The following is a 17,384-nucleotide window of genomic DNA, read 5'->3' as shown; positions in this document are numbered from 1 at the left end:
GGCCAGGCTGCACAAGTACAGTCACATCTATTGATAATGACTATCGAAGCGGGTTCAAGTGAGCGCGGTCATCACGGCGGCCTGGTAGGCCGGGCGTTGCTTCAGGCGCTCATACCAGGCTTGAAGGTGGTACATGTCCGGGCGCTCGATGGGCAGTTCGAACCAGGCATAGATGAAGCTACCCAGTGGGATGTCGCCCATGCCGATCTGGTCACCGGACAGGTACGGCTGATTGGCCAGGGTTTCGTCGGCAATGGCCAGTAATTGCGCGCACTGCTTGTGCGCGGCGTTGATCGCCACCCAGTCGCGCTGGTCTTCCGGCGTGCGCAGCAGCCCCCAGAACAGCGGGCGGAAGGGTGCGGCGAAGGACGATGTGGTCCAGTCCATCCACTTGTCGGCCAGGGCGCGCTGGCGTGGGTCTGCCAGATACCAGCCCTGCTCCGTGCCGTACTCCGCGCACAGGTAGCGAACGATGGTGTTGGATTCCCACAAAGTCAGGTCGCCGTCTTCGAGCATCGGCACCAGGCCGTTGGGGTTGCGGGCGCGGTAGTGCGGCTCGTTGACCACGCCGAAGGCGCCGCCGGCGTCGATGGATTCGAAGTCCAGGCCCAGCTCGTGGGCGATCCACAGCGCCTTGCGCACATTGCTCGAATTCTTGCGGCCCCAGATCTTCAGCATGGCAACATCCTTTTGAGTGCGGAGGTGGCACAGTCTACTCCAGACCTTCGCCGCCTGTACGGGCCTCTTCGCGGGCAAGCCTCTGCATCGCTCGGTGATGTTGCCACGTACCGTCGTAGGAGCGGGTTTACCCGCGAAAGGGCCGGCCCTGCCGGCCAATATCCCAGATCATTCACCGTCGCAGCACCATCGCATTCGCGGGCAAGCCCGCACCTACATCGATCGGGGGGCTCGCCACACACCGTTGTAGGAGGGAATGGAACGGTACAGGCGAACACATGAACTGAAACTCCCACCGCCACACCCTGTCACTGTTCTGAACATGCCGTTCACAGCATTGCGTCTAAGCTGTCTGGGACGGCTCAAGCCCTTGGTTCCAAGGAGGACCGATTATGTTGCTGTTGTGGTTGGTGGTGCTGGTGATCGGCGCGGCGTACCTCACGCACCGGCGCCTGGCGCCCTTGCAGATTCTCGGCATCCTGGCGGCCTATGTGCTGTTGATGGGCATTTTCAGCAGTGCCCCCGGCTGGCTGCTGGCCCTGATCTGGGTGGTGCTGGCCCTGAAGATCGCCCTGGTTGCGCTCCCGCAGTGGCGACGCAAGGTGTTTACCGCCCCAGTATTCCGCTGGTTCCAGCGCACCCTGCCGCCCATGTCCCAGACTGAGCGCGAAGCCATCGACGCCGGCACCGTGTGGTGGGACGGCGAACTGTTCAGTGGCCGCCCCGACTGGCGCACCTTGCTGGCCTACCCGGCACCGAAATTGACCGATGAAGAACAGGCCTTCATCGATGGCCCGACCGAAGCACTGTGCGCCATGGTCAGCGACTGGCAGATCGGCCAGGACCTGGACCTGCCGCCCGAAGCCTGGGCACATATCAAGCAGCATGGCTTTTTTGCCCTGATCATCCCAAAGGAATACGGCGGCAAGGGCTTCTCCGCCTACGCCCACTCCCAGGTGGCGATGAAACTGGCCACCCGCAGCGGCGACCTGGCCTCCACGGTGATGGTGCCCAACTCCCTCGGCCCTGCCGAACTGCTGCTGCATTACGGCACCGACGAACAACGCAACCACTACCTGCCACGCCTGGCCCGAGGCGAGGAAATCCCCTGCTTCGCCCTCACCGGCCCACTGGCCGGCTCCGACGCTGGCGCCATGCCCGACACCGGCATCATCTGCAAAGGCCAGTGGCACGGCGAAGAAGTGATCGGCCTGCGCCTGAACTGGGAAAAGCGCTACATCACCCTCGGCCCGGTCGCCACCCTGCTGGGCCTGGCCTTCAAAGCCTACGACCCCGACCATCTGTTGGGCGAACAGGAGGAGCTCGGCATCAGCCTGGCCCTGATCCCCACCAACACGCCCGGCGTCGAAATCGGCAAACGTCACCTGCCGCTGGGCGCCGCCTTCATGAACGGCCCCAACAGCGGCAAAGACGTGTTCGTACCGCTGGACTTCCTGATCGGTGGCCAGGCCATGCTCGGCAAGGGCTGGATGATGCTGATGAACTGCCTGTCGGTAGGCCGCTCCATCTCACTGCCTGCCGTGGGTACAGGGGCTGCCAAGTACACCAGCCTGGTGACCGGCCAGTACGCCAATATCCGCGAGCAATTCAACGTGCCACTGGCTGCCTTCGAAGGTATCCAGGAATCGCTGGCACGCATTGGCGGCAACGCCTGGCTGATGGACAGTGCCCGCCTGCTGACCGCCAAGGCCGTAGACCTGGGCGAGAAACCCTCGGTGCTGTCGGCGATCCTCAAGTACCACCTGACCGAACGAGGCCGCGAATGCATCCAGCACGCCATGGACGTGCACGGTGGCAAGGGCATCATCATGGGCCCGAACAACTACCTGGGCCGCAACTGGCAAGGAGCGCCGATCTTCATCACGGTCGAAGGCGCCAACATCCTTTCGCGCAACCTGATGATCTTCGGCCAGGGCGCCATTCGCTGCCACCCGTTCGTGCTCAAGGAGATGGCGTTGGCCGGGCGTGAAGACCACGATCACGCACTTCAGGAATTCGATGACCTGCTGATGAAACACATCCTGTTCGCCGCCGGCAATGCGGCCAGCACTGTGGTGTTCAACCTGGGGCTGGGGGTTTTCGAGAAAGTACCGGGAGACACGCTGAGCCAAGGCTACTTCCGGGCCCTCAACCGCCAGGCCGCCGCCTTTGCCCTGCTGGCGGACCTGTCGATGATGCTGCTGGGCGGGGCGCTCAAGCGCCGGGAGCGCCTGAGTGCGCGGCTGGGCGATGTACTCAGCTACCTGTACCTGTCCAGTGCCGCACTCAAGCGCTACCACGATCTCGGTTCGCCCGAGCACATGCAGCCCCTGCTGCGCTGGGCCATGGAAGAAAGCCTGGGCCAGGCGGAGCACGCCCTGGACCGGTTGCTCGACAACTTCCCCAACCGTTTCGTCGGCTGCGCGCTACGGGTGCTGGTGTTCCCCTTCGGCCGCCGTCATACCGGGCCGAGCGATGAACTGGACGCCGAGGTGGCAGCGCTGATCGGACGCAGCAAAGGCGACCCTGCGCTGGAAGAGCTGCTTGCCGGTTGCTTCAGGCCGCAAGCTGACGGCGACCCGGTGGCAGCCCTGCAACGGGCCTGCGACCTGCTGGAGGCGTCGACGCCGCTGCACAACGCGCTGCATCAGGCAATCAAGGAAGGCAAGGTACGACCGGCGCCCGGGCAGTCGGTGATCGATGCGGCAGTCGACAGTGGTGTACTTCAGCCTGATCAGGCGCAACGCCTGCATGCAGCTGAGCAAGCGCGCCGTGCGGTGATCGACGTGGACGCCTTCGACAAGGCACAGCTGCTGCCGGAGCAAGGCAAGGTACGCTGAGACAGGGGCCGTTTTGCGGCCCCTTCCCCAACCGGCGTATACTCCGCGCCCCGTTTCAACCACCCCGAGGACCGCCCCAATGGCTAACCCCCACCTGGAATATCACCTGCAACTGCTGAACCACCTGCGCACCATATTGGTGGCCCTGGGTGAAGCCGAGCAGGTGCCGGAGGAAAGCCACGCCCTGTTCCTCGAACGCTTCGACGAACTGCTGACCCTGCTGCCGCAAGCCCCGCTCGAAAGCCAATACCTGGGCCAGGACCTGATCTGCCAAGTCATCCAGCGCTACCCACAAATCGCTCACCTGGTGCCCCGCGATTTGCTGTGGTTCTTTGCCGGTGACTGCTTGCATTTCATGCCAGACGAGGAATTGGACCTTTACCAGAGACTGGAGGAGCGTCGCTACGAAGCGGAGCAGAGCGATGAACCCTTTGACTGGAATCAGGAAAAGCAACTGCTGAACGCCTCGAACCAGGGCCGCAGCCACTAAACCGGGTTACGGCTGCCCAGCTTTCTGGGCAGCGCCCCGGGCTGTGTATTTGTGACACGCACACTGTTCTTAAATCTCGCCAAAACGAAAACCTTCTCCTACAGACCTTACCTTGCGCCTTCTCTACCCTGCATCAGGTGCCATCCCCCCCCCAAATACGGGCACGAATGGAACATACCTGTTCAAGCTTCACGCTTGGCTTCACTTAGGAAGACGCATGAAAAAAATACTCTCCATACTCGCCATCACGTTGACCAGCAGCGCAGCAATGGCCAACAACGGCACGATGAGTTTCACCGGAACTGTCAGCCCTGGCGGCACTTGCCCTATTGATGTCGTGACACCAGGCACCGGCGTCCCCATGCCAGTGTTGAATTTGGGCAACTACAAGACACAGGACTTTGTCGGTGCCGGCCAAGAAACCCCACGGATCGGTTTTGCGCTACGGCTCACCCCTGGCGGTAGCTGTACCATCGGCACAGGTAAAGTCGCGAACGTCACCTTCACCCCAGCTTACGGCCAAGCCGGCACCAGCGGCGACCTCTACGGCCTGCAAGATGGCATCGGTTACACCAAGGGCTTGGGCCTGAAAATTTCTGACCGAACCGGTGCGCAGCTCGCACCAGACACCCCGTCCATGGACTACCCACTGAGCCAAACTGATCCGACCGAGATGGTTTTCTCGGCCCGCCTGCAGCAAATAGCGCCAGCGGTGGAACAAGGTGATATAGCGTCGACCGTCACCTTCGTGGTCGCGATCAACTGATCATTGCCCCACGTGCTGGAACTCGGCACCTGGGGCCTCCAGATACAAAAAACCTTGAACGAAGGTTCACCCTCTCGATGTCCATCATTCAGCGATTCTTCACTTTACGGGTTGTCGCATTTGCAAGCTGCCTGGCGACCACGGTATCTCCAGCACAAGCAGCGTTGACAATCGATTCCACACGTATCGTACACGGTACCGATTCGCGCAACTCATCGGTAATCGTCGCCAATCCCAGTAACTCCACCTTCGCCGCACAGGCTTGGGTCAACACTGAAGAAGACGACACTGTCACCCCCGTCCCCTTGATCGCTTCACCCGCACTGTTCCGCCTCGACCCGGGCAAACAGCAGATGGTCCAGATCAATCGGTTGCCTAACGACTTGCCGGAAGACCGGGAGTCATTGTTCTACTTCAATGTGCAGGAGATTCCCCAGCAGTTAGAAACCAACGCGAACCTCCTTAACATCGCCCTGCGCACCCGCATCAAGCTGTTCTATCGCCCTAGCCACCTGAAAAGCCGACCCGAAGAACACCTCAAAGCGCTGAAATGGTCGGTGCAGACACTCAACGGCAAGGCCAACCTGGTTGTCGACAACCCCTCGCCTTATCATTTCACCTTCAACCAGGTGCAAGTCGGTGCGCACAACCTGCAAGCGAGAGCGATGGTGGCGCCCTTCTCACAACAAATGTATCCGTTACCAGGCAAACAGCTTGCACCTGATACCAAGGTAACCTTCTCGATCATCAACGACTACGGCGCGACATCCGAAAAACTGACAAGCGATGTTCATCACTAGGTGGATCAAGGGACCAATGTGAGCGACGTTTGGAAATAGCCACTTTCGGGCCATGTCTGACCGCCGTCCAGGCTTACCGTTGTCCGCACGAAGAATGTAATGTCCGCTTTCAACGTATCAAAAAAGGACCGCGGCAGGATCAGCGTTCTCCCTTGCCCAAACCCGTCCAGCATTTCCGGCTCGGTGACTGCATGCTGATCGAGCACGATATGCTCCTGCAACTGGGACTGCGCGTCATAAGCGAATGCCCTGATCGTGACACGCTGGTCGGTACTGATGAGCCCCCAAGCGACTTGGGTAACATGAACACCCTCCCCTATATCCCTCAGGCTTAGATATTGAGTGCCCGCTTCTTCTATCTGAGGCCCCGGCGCAGAGGGCCTGAATACAGTCAGCCTGACCTGGCGCCTGGTCGACACATCGCCGCTGGCCAGGTAATACAGCGGTATGGTCTTGCCACTGTGGGCGGGCACATGCTTCAGCGGGACCAGAAAGCGTCGGGTACCAGGCGCACCCTGGATGGTCACAGCCCCCACCTGGCCTGGTTCGCCCCACTGCATCTGCACAGGCTCCAAGCTACCGACGCCAGCATCCTCCGGGATCCATGCTTCCAGATCTTCCTCTACCGAACCGGTCTCCAGCACAATCGTTTCGTCCTTACCCTCCGCCGCCGGCAGTTCGGGCCATGAGAGCGTGCGTGGAGCAGGCGTGGCTGCCACTGTCAGTTGCAGGAGAGCGGATGCGGCGCTCTGGTTGCCAGCACGATCATCGACTCGATAGTGCAGAAAGCGCGGACCATCTCCACGCTCACGAATCATTTCTCCGCCGTATTTCAGCTTCGGTAGCGTCCCCGCCGCCACATCAGCCTGGGTGAGGCTGAGCACATCAACCAGTTCGTCACTACCCAGCTGCCGGTCCCAGTAATAGCTGATGCGGTCACCTACCTGGGGGGTATCGTAGGCTGGCAACGTCGCCAACAACTCATCGCCGTTCTGTTCCAGGTACACCACGGTCACACCGCCGCTAACCACCTCGGGAGGCGGCTGCACCTTATTGTCGCTCGCCAGGATTGGGGCCTGGCGGTCGATGGTCAGCATAAGTGGGTCTGAGTCTTCAGGTACACCATTGAAGATTTTTACCTGGTATTTCAGAACAGGCTCGCCCTCCCCGAGCCGATTGGCAGGAACATGCATGATGAGGTCAGCGTCCGTGACTGGAACGGTGAATGTTCTTTGCTCGACGACATCAGTGTTCCAGAACAGCGTGAGCGTTTCCGGACCCAGGTCAGGGTTGCTGTTTGGCCACATCGGCACTTCGACCCGCAGTGGATCCTTCAGCGCACTGACAGGCAACAAGTTCATCTGCCCGCCGGGCACGTTTTCCAGCATCTGGGGGACACGCGGCGTTTTGTCAATCGACAGCCCCCGCCTACCGTCTGACGACCTGACCATAACCTTCAGCCAGGTACGAAGCTTTGTGAACCACCCCTGAGCATTGAGCATGATGCATGCCCTCCCGCAATCCCAAAAAAAGGGAAAGCAACGCTTTCCCTTGTTCAGTGTCACCAGCTGTAGTGCAAACCGACGTTAGCGCCCCAAGGCTGCTCGATCCGCTCACCGTTGCTGTAGTCAAAGTCGGCATGCAGCTGCCAGCGCTCAGCCAACGATACGGCGAGGCCAACGCCCAGCTCCCCCCGGGAGCCTGCCAGGTCGCTGTCGAACTGATGATCATTGACCTTGGCATCATTGTTAGTGGCAAACTCATGGGCATAAGCCAGGCGCACATAGGGTTGGGCGACGTGCCCGTTACCCAGGTCGAAGTTGCGCCCCACGGTCGCTCCCGCCTTGCCCAGCAGCGAACGGGTGTCACCGCCCTTGACCCGCAGACCATTGTCCAGGCTATAGCTCGCGCCCTCGATGCTCACCACCGACCACTGCGTATACGGTTCGATGAAGTACCCATCGCTCAGCGGGATATTACGGCCGAACTCCAACGAAGCGCCGAGCCCATGGTTGTTGAAATCACCATCACTGCGCTGGCCATCGCTCAGGTTGACCTCGGTGCTGTTATCGAACCGGTTGAACTTGACCACGCCATCGAAGTAGTAACCGCTGGCGGCATCCAGCCACGTTGTGTACAGACCCACGTAATAGCTTTTAACCTCTGCAGAAGCCCCCCGCGCCACATCCAGGTCAGAGCTGCTGTAACCCGCCAGTACACCGGCCATCCATTGCCCGTCCCCCAAGGGTAGGGGGGCGTCGGCGCCCAACGATATGCCCTGCTGCACCTGCGAGTAGGCCGCCCCCGAAGCCGGCGTGGCGTTGTACTTGTTGCCATAGGTGCGTATCCAGCCACCCGACTTGCGTTCATCCATTCGCAACTCGCCCATGCGCGTGCGCAACGTGCTCAATTCGCCGTACCACACGGTAGGTGCGGTGTTGAACAAGGCAAGGCTCGCCGCCGTCCCCGGGCTGATGACTTTGCGCGAACCATCGAGGAACCAGTCATTACCGCGCTGCGCGAGTTCGTAGGAGAAGGCGCCCAGGTCAACCGAGCCATTGAGCAACGAAAAGCTCGCATCCCCTGCACCTGCATGTACCAGGTGCAGCGAGTTCTGCTGGCTCGGCTCGTTGCCGCTACTGCCCACTTGCAACGTGTGGCTGCCGGTTGCGGTGCCCACCTCCAGAAAGTCGGTCTGGCCATTGGCAAAATCGGCATCCATGATGAAAGTACCGTTGCCACTCAGCGTGCCCAGGGTGAGGCGCTGGTACTGCCCTGGCTCACCAAAGCGCACCGAGCCACCGTTCATCGCCATGCTCCCCACCTGGCTGTCTTCCACCATGTTCCAGCGTGCCTGGCTGTTCAGCGTAAGGCCTGCAACATTTTCCAGGCGGCCGGTAAGGCTGGCCTGGTTCTCCAGGGTCAAGTTGGCAGTGGAACCCGCTTCGGCGACTACATCCCCAAGCAGTTGGGTGGCATCGACGCGCATGTTGGCCGTCGAGCCGCCCGCCACTTGCAACAGTACATTGTCACCACCCACCAGGGTCGAGCCCGGGCCAACCACGATATCCGCCGTCGCCGCCGGTAACGTATCGCTGCCCACGACGATCGCCGGGCCCGTCAAACCTTCCACTCGGCTATTCACCAGGGTCACCTGCGCCGTGCCGCCAGCGGCATCGCCAAACAAGCGGATGCCCGCGCCACCGCCGGTGAACACGCTGTCCTGCGCGGTAAGTTTGCCATTACCGAACAGGTCCACCACCGCTCGGCTACCGTCCCCCACAAAGGTACTGCGCAGCACTGTCAGGGCCGAGTTCGAGGATACATAGGCCCCGCCACTGGCCCCTTGTACATGGCTATCGGTGACCAGGGCCGAAGCCCCGACAGTGCCGTCCTGCAACAGGCGGATGCCGTACAGGTCCGACTTGATGGAAGCGCCCCCCTGCACTGTCGCGCTGCTGCCAGCCATCAGCCTGACGCCGTCGTGGGCACCGGTCGCGTTGATCGAGCCGCCCGTCATGCTAAAGGTCGAGCTCGATCGCGCTACCACATAGTCGATCGTGGCGCCCGTGGCGGTCAGTGACGCGCCATCGCTCAACAGGTAGTCGTCGACTGGCGTCGAGGGGCCAATCACCCGCTCCCCCGAGACCGGCGTCGTGGCCATCGCCAGCGGGCTCAGTGCAAGCGCCAGGGGCGCGAACACGGCCCAGGCCAATGCCTGCGTCGTGTGGGCAACAGGACGATAACTGCTTGGGGACATTGGGTAACACCTCTTCTGCTGGAAAACTCGCGACCCAGCTGGGCAGGCCGCAAGAAAAGACGGCAAATCTACTCAAACCAGCCGACTAGTTATGTCGGAAAAGTCTGAATTCATCATTGCAATGAGGCGTCAGCTATTATTTTGGGGGCGGTTGAACGCTACTGGGCATGGGCCCCAAACACCATGCATGGCAATTTTTTGCTCAATGACCTCAGATACGATCAGCGCATCCAAACCTTGTTCGCGCAGGGAAGGGTCTTCGAACTCGTACCAGCTAAACGCCCGTCCGGTGTGGTCATCATCATCAAACTCATACAGAGGCAGGATGTAATCTTCGTACGGTTCAACCCGCCAGATGAAGCCGCTTGGTGGGTATTCTGTTCCGAGCTTGATCTCTTGCTCCCAGGACAGAACTTCCACATCCCCGGACTGGGCATGCAGCAGTTTCCAATGCATTGTCACCAGATGATTCTCTTTCAGGCCATATTGGCTAAGGTCCCCGACCTTGACCCTTACCGCCGCTGGCAAACTCGGATCAGCAGGGTCTACAAGCGCCTCGCAGGCCAGCCACCCCGTGTCACTCACACCTTCGAACCCAGGCGCGTCCGGATGCACCACAACTGCGCTCACCGTTACGCTTTGGTTCTTGGAGGCAGGCTTGTTCGGAACGCCAGCTCGGGTAATCTCGTAGTGCACGGGCACGGTGGTATTACCGGTTCTCTGGATGTAACTCCACAGAATTTCCGCCGTGATGTTGTCACCCGCGCTATCGGTAGCCTTCACCTGGTAGTCAGCTTGCGTGATGTGGGTATTGCCCCAGTAGAACTCCATGAGGTCATGCTCTTCCAGCCCCTCATACAAGTCGACTTTCAACGTCGCGTTCAGGCGGTCATCCACGGGGAGCAACTCGTTTGCCTGGTTCGATTTTGCGCCGTACACACTGCACAGGGGGAGCCGCGAGTTGATCGGGTCTGGCCAATCCGGGTCTGGATCGGTACCAGGGTCCACCGGCCCGAAGGTTTCAAAGTTGACATTGACGTCTATTGCCTTGGAGCCGCGCGATTTCCCACCCCGCAAGACCTCATAGCTCACATTGACAACCTGGGTACCCAGGACGTCCTCGTCATACTCACCCCTCAGCACCGTTGGGTCGATGCTAAAGACCACAGGGAAATTCTGCCCTTCTCCAATAGGTCGCATTTCGAGTGGCGTCGCCCCCCAGCTCACGCTGATCTCGTCGGTAGACTTCCAGTTATCGTATTCCAGCACATGCACCTGAACACCCTGCTTGGCATCCAGCCGATCAATCAGATCATCGGCAGCCAATGGCACCTCAGGTAACTTGAGGTTCGCCGGCATTGCCCCCAATGCCACGACAACCGACATCGGCTTGGACACTCGACTGATGTTACCGGCCTTGTCCACAAGCACGTACACCACGAACCACTCACCGTCGCCGCCCGCCTTGATCAGCGTATCAGGGATGGGAAGGCTCTGATTTGCGGCGGTGACTTCGACATTGTCAACCGGGGGGATGTTGTCAATATTCTCGGGCACACGGTCGAGCCAGTAATAGTAGACAACATCCTTGGGGGCACGGTCTGGGTAATCCGGAAGAATGGCACTGACCGAACTTACGTTGCCATCAACTACTTCAACAATAGGAGGCACCGCGTCAGGTGGGTTGTCCAGGTTCGGAGGCATGCGGTCGAAAATCAACGTCAACGGATCGGAAGGTTGTGGGATGCCCGTGTTGAATGGAGTGACCACGAAAATGAAGTTGTGCTGCCCATCTGCGCCGTATTCATCCGCGTCTTTCTCCAGTACCACGCGAAGTGGAAAATCACCCGCTTGGTCCTGGTTAAAGGCTCCCGAGAAGATATCCTGCTCGAACTCTCCTATACGGTGATAGACGGTCAGGGCATCCTCGCCAGCATCTGGGGATGGCAGGCCCCATTTGGGGATCGAGATCGCAAGCTCTTTGGCCGGGTCTTTCAACACCGATGCCTTCACTGTGAAGTCACTTGGATCCGCCAGCACATCATCAGGCTTATCCACACCAGGCCCGACCTTGATCACTGGCGCCTTGCGAACCTTACGGGCCTCCCGGCGAACTCGCTGGGCTTCCGCAAATGCTTCCCTCGAACTTTTCATTGCGATCATCTCCTTAGTCAGGGGCCGAAACCAGCCACCACAAACCTGCCGATGAACACTATTGAACGCGCCGCAAGTTACAACTACAACTGGCATTTTTATCAGTTTGACAGTGCGCGTTATACGCACTACCGCCCTATAAAAAAGAAAAAACCTGCACAGTGACCAAGATGCCTCTCAGCCACCGTGCAGGTGAGGAACCGCTTATTCAGATGATGTTGCCTGCTCTTTCTCCGTGGGCGCCGCCACCGCACTCGCGCCCTGACTGGCCAGGCGGTCAAGGGGATCGTAACCGTACAGCGCGTACTCACCATCCGGCAGATCGACACGCTCCAATTGCCCCAGGGCGTTGTAAGTCAGTGTGCGCCCCTGCTCGTCATTGGTCAGGTTACCGTCACCGTCGTAATGCAGTTCGACGGTGGTACCGGCGCGGGTGATGCCGGTCAACTGTGCCGGGTCCAGGGGGTTGCCGAACAAGTACTCTACCGAACTCTTGTCTTCTCCCCCTGCGCCATCGGGCGACCACGTTTCCAGAAACTTGATATTGTCCAACTCATCGAAGGTAAACTCTTGTGCAGCAATGACCTTGCCGTAGTGATCAACCGGCGACAGCTCACCTTCACATTCGTAATACTCCAGGCGTGCACGCACGTCATACCAGTAGTTTTCCCTGCGCAGGGTGGCGCCGTCCCCGGTTTTCAAATGGCGTTCAATCAGCGCATCGGCAGCGTCATACTCTTGTTCGAGCACCTGGACTTCATCCTGCAACTCGAAACGGCGCTCGATTTCGCGGTCGAAGTCATCGTAGGTCAAGAAGGTGCCCAGGCGCTGTGCACCGTCGGTGGTCACATAACTTTTCGTGCGCCCCAGTTCGTCGTACTCGAACTGCGCCTGAGTGGTGCCAAGCTCGGTGCTGATCAAACGCCCCGTTGAGTCATATGTGTAAATCTGCGCGCCACCCAATACGTCCACATAGGCCAGCTCCCGACCGAGTAGACTGTAGTTGTACTGCATGGTATAGGTCTTGGCTTCCGCCCCGTCCTCGCGCACCGTGCGTTTTTCCACTTTCATCTTGCCCGTACTGAAGTAATCACGCTGCAGCACCGTCTGGCCATTTTCCTTGCATTCTTCCAGGCGTGCATTCAAGGGGTTGTAGATGAAGTTGAGGTCGCTGTTACTCACGCGACGCTGGGTGGGTTCCTCACCCAACTGCGGCTTGTAAACGTAGTCGATCCGTGCATTGCGCGGGGTGATCACCCAGCTTGCCTGGCGGTGGCCCGGCAGGTAATGCATCACTCGCTTTCGCCCGCCGGTCTTGGACTCGATCATGCGGTCCAGGCCGTCGAAACGCTGCTCACCCAACAGCTTGCCATTTACCGCAATACTGGTCGGCAAGTCTTCACCACTGTGCTGAGCGTACTCGCGATGTACCGTGCTGCCATCGGCCAATATTTTATCGACCACGCGGTCAAACACGTCGTACACCGACCGCTCCGTCGCACCACGGGCATCGATCTCCCGCACGTTGCGACCCAGGCCATCGTAGAAGTACCGATGGCGGCTGATTCGCTTGCCTGTGGTATCCACCCGTTGTTCTTCGATCGGGTGGTCGAAGGTGTTGAGCCATTGCATCGTCTTGCCCCCCTTGATCTTGCCATCGGGGGTTTGCTTCCAGCTGGTGCGCAATGCCTGCGGGCCGTCCGCGAGCGTCTGGCCTGGGCGCAGCCCATTGGCATGCCGGGGCGCTTTGCGTGGGCTGTCGACGGCGAGTGCCTGCGCACTGGGCGATGAACCAATCAGGTCGGTTCGCTCCACGATCATCACGCCGTCGGCACCGATCTCGGCGTACTGTTGATTCCAACCGTCATACTTGATGGTTTTGGGCAATTCCAAGGTGATGCGCGTTACCGGTCCGCCTGGGTTGTCAGGATCGATTTCGTCCATCCAGTCAAACTGCACTTCCTTCACCAGGTTGCCGAACACATCGTAGTCGGCGGTGTAGTTGGTACGGAATTCGACCTTGCGCTTTTCATCCTGGGCGTCAGCGTCATGCCGCTCGGTCTTGACCACCCGACTCATCCCATCGAGCTCGGCCCGCGTGGCCACACCTTTGACGTCGACTTCGGTTTGTCGCGCCAGCTGCCCGTCGGTCGCCACCAGGGTATAGCTGTAGCTTCGCGACGCTGTGTACTCAGGTTCTCTGGGCGCAACGGTTTCCTTGGTGACTCGACTCAACTCGTCGTATTCGTATGCGATTTCCACCTCGTTGTCGTCGAGATTGAGCAGCGGCTGGTTGATCAGCACGCACTGGCGCAGCGTAATCTGCTTGGTCGAGTTGCGCGGCTCCGCTTCGCCCTCGACCGGCTCACCGTCATCGAAGCCGATCACTGTCTGCAGCGTTTCCAGCACGGTACTGTTGTCGAGGGTGTCATATTCGAATTCAGTCAAAGTCATGGCCTCTGGCTTGCCATGCATGACGACTGCCTGAGCCTGCACTCGGCCGTGAAGCAGCGAATCAGAGGGGTTCGCGATGTACTCGAACGTGGTGTCACGCACGGTCGTTTGCATCGACAGCCACGCATTGGCTGGCAGCTCGATCAGCTTCTCCTGCTTGGGCTGCAACCAATATTCCCCCACCTTTCGCCGTAGTGTTCGCTGGCGTGACGGTAAAACCGAACCGTGACGGCCATAGCGGTAGTTCGTGCGCAAAATGGGCGCCGGTGGTTGAGCCTCGAACCCGGGCGATGGATAGACCGTGCGGTTTTTCAAGTGCCGTACGAAGCCGTGCGGGTCTGGCGGGCAATCCTCCTCGTTGTCTCCAGGCTGGTAGTACTCGCTGACCGTTCGCACACCATTGGCCTGAACCTCCAGCGTCTGGTTGCCGGCATCGTCATAGCCGTATTCGCGCACCTCGCTTCGTTGGCGCGTCGAATCGTGGCGCATTCGCCATTGCTCGGTAACCTGCTTGGGTAGCTGGAAGTAAGGCGGTTGCAGGGCGAACTCTACGTTGGCGTCGCCGTGGTAGGCCGTAGTGGTCTGCGTCACGTACCATTGCTGTTCGGGTGCATCGGCCTTGTCGTAATCGAGCACGTCACCCAGTTGTTCGGTTACCTGCCGGGTCATCAGATGATGGCGGTCATACGTGCGGACGATCTGGCGCACGACCTCATCTTGTACAACCAACTGCTCGGTGCTGGAATACACGTACGACGCGCCAACTTGATAGAGGTTGTCCTCCCCCTCCCTCCAAGAGGCTGAGCTGTTCCCGCCCATGAAGTTCTCGGCGCTGTAGGTATACTCCGTTTCGATCAACTTCTGCCCGCCCTGAGGGTCAAGCACGTGGCGCTTCACCCGCGGCAGCCGTTCGACAGGCGCACCCGCTGGCAACCGATGGCCGGCATTATCATAGGTAATGGTCTCGACGCTGCCGGTCGGCGCGGCCACGCGCTGCAGACAGGTCATGTTTTGCGTGCTCGGGTCCTTGAGGTAGTCAAACCGCCAACTGCCTTGGTCCTGGGTTGGCAGTACCACTTTCCTGACGTCCCTCCCGGCCAGTTGCACCGAGTAGGTCGCCCGTGACGGGCCGGTCTTCGCTCGGGTGGCCACATGGAAGTTGTAACGGTCGCGGTTAACGTATTCCACCTCCAGCAAGGATTTACCGGCCATGTCCTTTATGGACTTCAGGCACTTGTGAGTAGTGTCCGGTGGATCGGTGTAGTCCAACTCGATCCAATGCCCACTCTGTGCATAGACACGATGGGGCAGCGCCACCGGTTTGCCATTACTTGAGCGGACACGCAGGTGTTCCACCTGGCCAGACTTGTGCACCACCCGATAATTATTGTCGTCGTCACGGTAAAACTTGAAACTTACGAGTTTCTGTTCATCGATGACCGCCGGCTGGCTAGTGATGCTGGAAACGACGAACTGCTCGCCCGTATACAAATACAAGGTGCGGGTCAGGGGCATGTATTGGCTGAGGCTCATGTTCCAGCCTTTGCCATAACCACTGTCTTCGGTATTCAAAGGGTTGAAGGCCAGCTGCACAGGCAGTTCAGGCCCCTGTAAATGGTTGGCTGGCACAGTGGGTAACTTGAGTGTAACCGTATATTGCCCCGTACGCGGATCGACACTGTTACTGATGAAACTCATGAAATTGAAGGCGTTGGAATGCACAACCGATGTGACTGTCATCGTATTGATCTCTGGGAATTCATGTTCGGCGGTGGCTTGCCAAGGCAAGCCACCGCCCTGTGGCTTCAGCTAGCGGCTACTGCAGATCAAGCATGAAATGGTTGCGATTCAGCCCGACATACATCACTCTCAGATAATGGCGATTGCCTTCCTGATCGAGCAGACTGAACTTGAACGGACGTAATAGGGTAGGCCGCACTTCTTCCTCGAAATCGTACAAGGGGTCAGGGTGATGCTCCAGTTGGTGCCGAAAAGGGAAGTTTATTATCCGCGTCAGGCTGATCATCAAGGCATTATCATGGGGAGCATAATTCGGGTGCAATGCCTTCAATGGCACACCACGATGTGCTGACATGAGAACCAGCTGGGGATCATAAATCATCTCTTCCTTCGAGTTTCCAAATACGTAGCCGCTGTAACTGCACAGCGTGTCCTCGTATTCCTCGGTCTCCCAGCGCATCACTGACAGGTTATCATCCGTCTCGACCCTTATCTCCACGAAGTAGATGACATTCAGCTCCCTCGTGAGATGTTTCAAATACCAGTAGTCTACCGTTAGGGTTTTATAGCTGGCGGTTGCAGGAGCTGAGTGCAACACGGTTATTGAATTGAAACCGGAGCATCATGCCGCATTGCCATGGCATTTTGCATGACCTCTCCCATCACCTCGATGGGGCATTTGAAGTCGAAGCGCTTGCGCGGTCGCATGTTCAGTTGCAGCGCAATGGCGTCCAGCTCCTCCTGGCTATGTACCGACAGGTCTGTGCCCTTGGGCAAGTACTGGCGAATCAGGCCGTTGATGTTTTCGTTGCTGCCGCGCTGCCAGGGGCTGTGCGGGTCGCAGAAGTAGATCGCCACGCCGGTTCTTTGGGTGATCTCGGCGTGTCGCGCCATCTCCCGGCCCTGGTCGTAAGTCATGCTCTTGCGCATCTCCAGCGGCATGCTATTGAGCGCGGCGCTGAAGCCTTCCAGCGCCGAAGTCGCCGTTGCGTCGTTCATCTTCACCAACATCAGGTAGCCACTGGTGCGTTCCACCAGCGTACCGACGGACGAGGCGTTGGCCTTACCCTTGATGAGGTCGCCTTCCCAATGCCCCGGCATCAGCCTGTCTTCAATCTCCGGCGGGCGCACATGAATACTGACCATCTCGGGGATCTGGCCGCGCCGATCCACGCCACCAGAGCGCGGCCGGCGCGTCGTCTTGCCTTGGCGCAGACAGATGATCAGCTCCTTACGCAGCTCACCCACTGGCAGGGCATAGATCGCGTTGTAGATCGTCTCGCGACAGACGTAGGCATCTCGCAGGTTGGGTATGTTCATGCTGCGCAGCTTGCCGGCAATCTGCTCGGGAGACAAACGCTCACGCAGCATATGGGTCACCAGTTCGAAGCGCTCGCTACCCGGCAACAGTTTTCGCATCGGTCGACAAACCTGGCGGCGGGCCTGCATTTGCTGCTGAGCCAGACGGGCCGAGTAGCCACCGCAAGCACCTCGGTTACGGCGCAGCTCACGGCTGATGGTCGAAGGGGATCGGTTGATCAAGCAGGCAATCCTGCGCAGGCTGAAGCCTTGGGTACGACCGATTTGAATGGTGGCGCGCTCTTCAACGCTGAGTTCGGTATAAGACATAGGGGCAGCACCGTACCGGAAAGGTCAGGTGTTGCACTCAGTTTTTGCCGCCGCCGCTGAACGTATCACCCCC

At 59.3% G+C, this 17,384-nt stretch carries 11 protein-coding genes; 4 read left to right on the top strand and 7 right to left on the bottom strand.

Features of this window, described 5'->3' with window-relative positions:
- Positions 1–54 precede the first annotated feature (54 nt).
- Positions 55–678, bottom strand: coding sequence for a glutathione S-transferase (locus AA098_RS08195; protein WP_003247126.1), 624 nt, complete (start codon positions 676–678; stop codon positions 55–57).
- A 392-nt stretch (positions 679–1,070) separates the two neighbouring features.
- Here AA098_RS08195 and AA098_RS08190 point away from each other — a divergent pair, with 392 nt between their 5' ends.
- The 4 genes from AA098_RS08190 (at position 1,071) to AA098_RS08175 (ending at position 5,574) form a co-directional block, all read left to right on the top strand.
- Entirely contained in the window at positions 1,071–3,518 is a 2,448-nt protein-coding gene (locus AA098_RS08190) for an acyl-CoA dehydrogenase (RefSeq protein WP_003247125.1), read from the top strand.
- A gap of 79 nt (positions 3,519–3,597) precedes the next feature.
- Positions 3,598–4,008, top strand: a complete 411-nt coding sequence (locus tag AA098_RS08185; RefSeq protein ID WP_003247124.1) for a PA2817 family protein — start codon at positions 3,598–3,600, stop codon at positions 4,006–4,008.
- 217 nt (positions 4,009–4,225) lie between these two features.
- Positions 4,226–4,774, top strand: coding sequence for a fimbrial protein (locus tag AA098_RS08180; RefSeq protein ID WP_156336280.1), 549 nt, complete (start codon positions 4,226–4,228; stop codon positions 4,772–4,774).
- A gap of 77 nt (positions 4,775–4,851) precedes the next feature.
- Entirely contained in the window at positions 4,852–5,574 is a 723-nt protein-coding gene (locus AA098_RS08175) for a molecular chaperone (RefSeq protein ID WP_371263220.1), read from the top strand.
- A gap of 5 nt (positions 5,575–5,579) precedes the next feature.
- Here the strand turns inward: AA098_RS08175 and AA098_RS08170 are convergent, their stop codons facing one another.
- From AA098_RS08170 to AA098_RS08145, 6 genes are all read right to left on the bottom strand, one after another.
- On the bottom strand, positions 5,580–7,076 hold the full coding sequence (locus tag AA098_RS08170; RefSeq protein WP_064614050.1) for a hypothetical protein: 1,497 nt from the start codon (positions 7,074–7,076) through the stop codon (positions 5,580–5,582).
- A 59-nt stretch (positions 7,077–7,135) separates the two neighbouring features.
- The gene (locus AA098_RS08165; RefSeq protein WP_054889448.1) at positions 7,136–9,334 is read right to left on the bottom strand and encodes an autotransporter outer membrane beta-barrel domain-containing protein; all 2,199 of its coding nucleotides are present in this window, start codon (positions 9,332–9,334) and stop codon (positions 7,136–7,138) included.
- 129 nt (positions 9,335–9,463) lie between these two features.
- Positions 9,464–11,488 (bottom strand): hypothetical protein, encoded by a 2,025-nt coding sequence (locus AA098_RS08160; protein WP_054889447.1) that lies wholly within the window; start codon positions 11,486–11,488, stop codon positions 9,464–9,466.
- 204 nt (positions 11,489–11,692) lie between these two features.
- Positions 11,693–15,682: an RHS repeat domain-containing protein gene (locus AA098_RS08155; RefSeq protein ID WP_064614049.1), complete on the bottom strand. Its 3,990-nt coding sequence runs from the start codon at positions 15,680–15,682 to the stop codon at positions 11,693–11,695.
- Positions 15,683–15,758: 76 nt separating this feature from the next.
- Positions 15,759–16,220, bottom strand: coding sequence for a hypothetical protein (locus AA098_RS08150; protein ID WP_156747517.1), 462 nt, complete (start codon positions 16,218–16,220; stop codon positions 15,759–15,761).
- A 62-nt stretch (positions 16,221–16,282) separates the two neighbouring features.
- Positions 16,283–17,311, bottom strand: coding sequence for an IS30-like element ISPsp7 family transposase (locus tag AA098_RS08145; RefSeq protein WP_011911495.1), 1,029 nt, complete (start codon positions 17,309–17,311; stop codon positions 16,283–16,285).
- Between the last annotated feature and the right edge of the window lie 73 nt (positions 17,312–17,384).

This window comes from Pseudomonas sp. JY-Q, from assembly GCF_001655295.1.
Lineage (GTDB): Bacteria > Pseudomonadota > Gammaproteobacteria > Pseudomonadales > Pseudomonadaceae > Aquipseudomonas > Aquipseudomonas alloputida.
The sequence above is the reverse complement of the archived record's forward strand: the minus strand, read 5'-3'. Positions and strand labels throughout refer to the sequence as shown.

Excerpts from the sequence above, each read along its gene's own strand:
- AA098_RS08180 (WP_156336280.1), top strand. The coding sequence starts at position 4,226 with ATGAAAAAAATACTCTCCATACTCGCCATCACGTTGACCAGCAGCGCA.
- AA098_RS08165 (WP_054889448.1), bottom strand. The coding sequence starts at position 9,334 with ATGTCCCCAAGCAGTTATCGTCCTGTTGCCCACACGACGCAGGCATTG.
- AA098_RS08175 (WP_371263220.1), top strand. The coding sequence starts at position 4,852 with ATGTCCATCATTCAGCGATTCTTCACTTTACGGGTTGTCGCATTTGCA.
- AA098_RS08160 (WP_054889447.1), bottom strand. The coding sequence starts at position 11,488 with ATGAAAAGTTCGAGGGAAGCATTTGCGGAAGCCCAGCGAGTTCGCCGG.
- AA098_RS08170 (WP_064614050.1), bottom strand. The coding sequence starts at position 7,076 with ATGCTCAATGCTCAGGGGTGGTTCACAAAGCTTCGTACCTGGCTGAAG.
- AA098_RS08185 (WP_003247124.1), top strand. The coding sequence starts at position 3,598 with ATGGCTAACCCCCACCTGGAATATCACCTGCAACTGCTGAACCACCTG.
- AA098_RS08190 (WP_003247125.1), top strand. The coding sequence starts at position 1,071 with ATGTTGCTGTTGTGGTTGGTGGTGCTGGTGATCGGCGCGGCGTACCTC.
- AA098_RS08155 (WP_064614049.1), bottom strand. The coding sequence starts at position 15,682 with ATGACAGTCACATCGGTTGTGCATTCCAACGCCTTCAATTTCATGAGT.
- AA098_RS08145 (WP_011911495.1), bottom strand. The coding sequence starts at position 17,311 with ATGTCTTATACCGAACTCAGCGTTGAAGAGCGCGCCACCATTCAAATC.
- AA098_RS08195 (WP_003247126.1), bottom strand. The coding sequence starts at position 678 with ATGCTGAAGATCTGGGGCCGCAAGAATTCGAGCAATGTGCGCAAGGCG.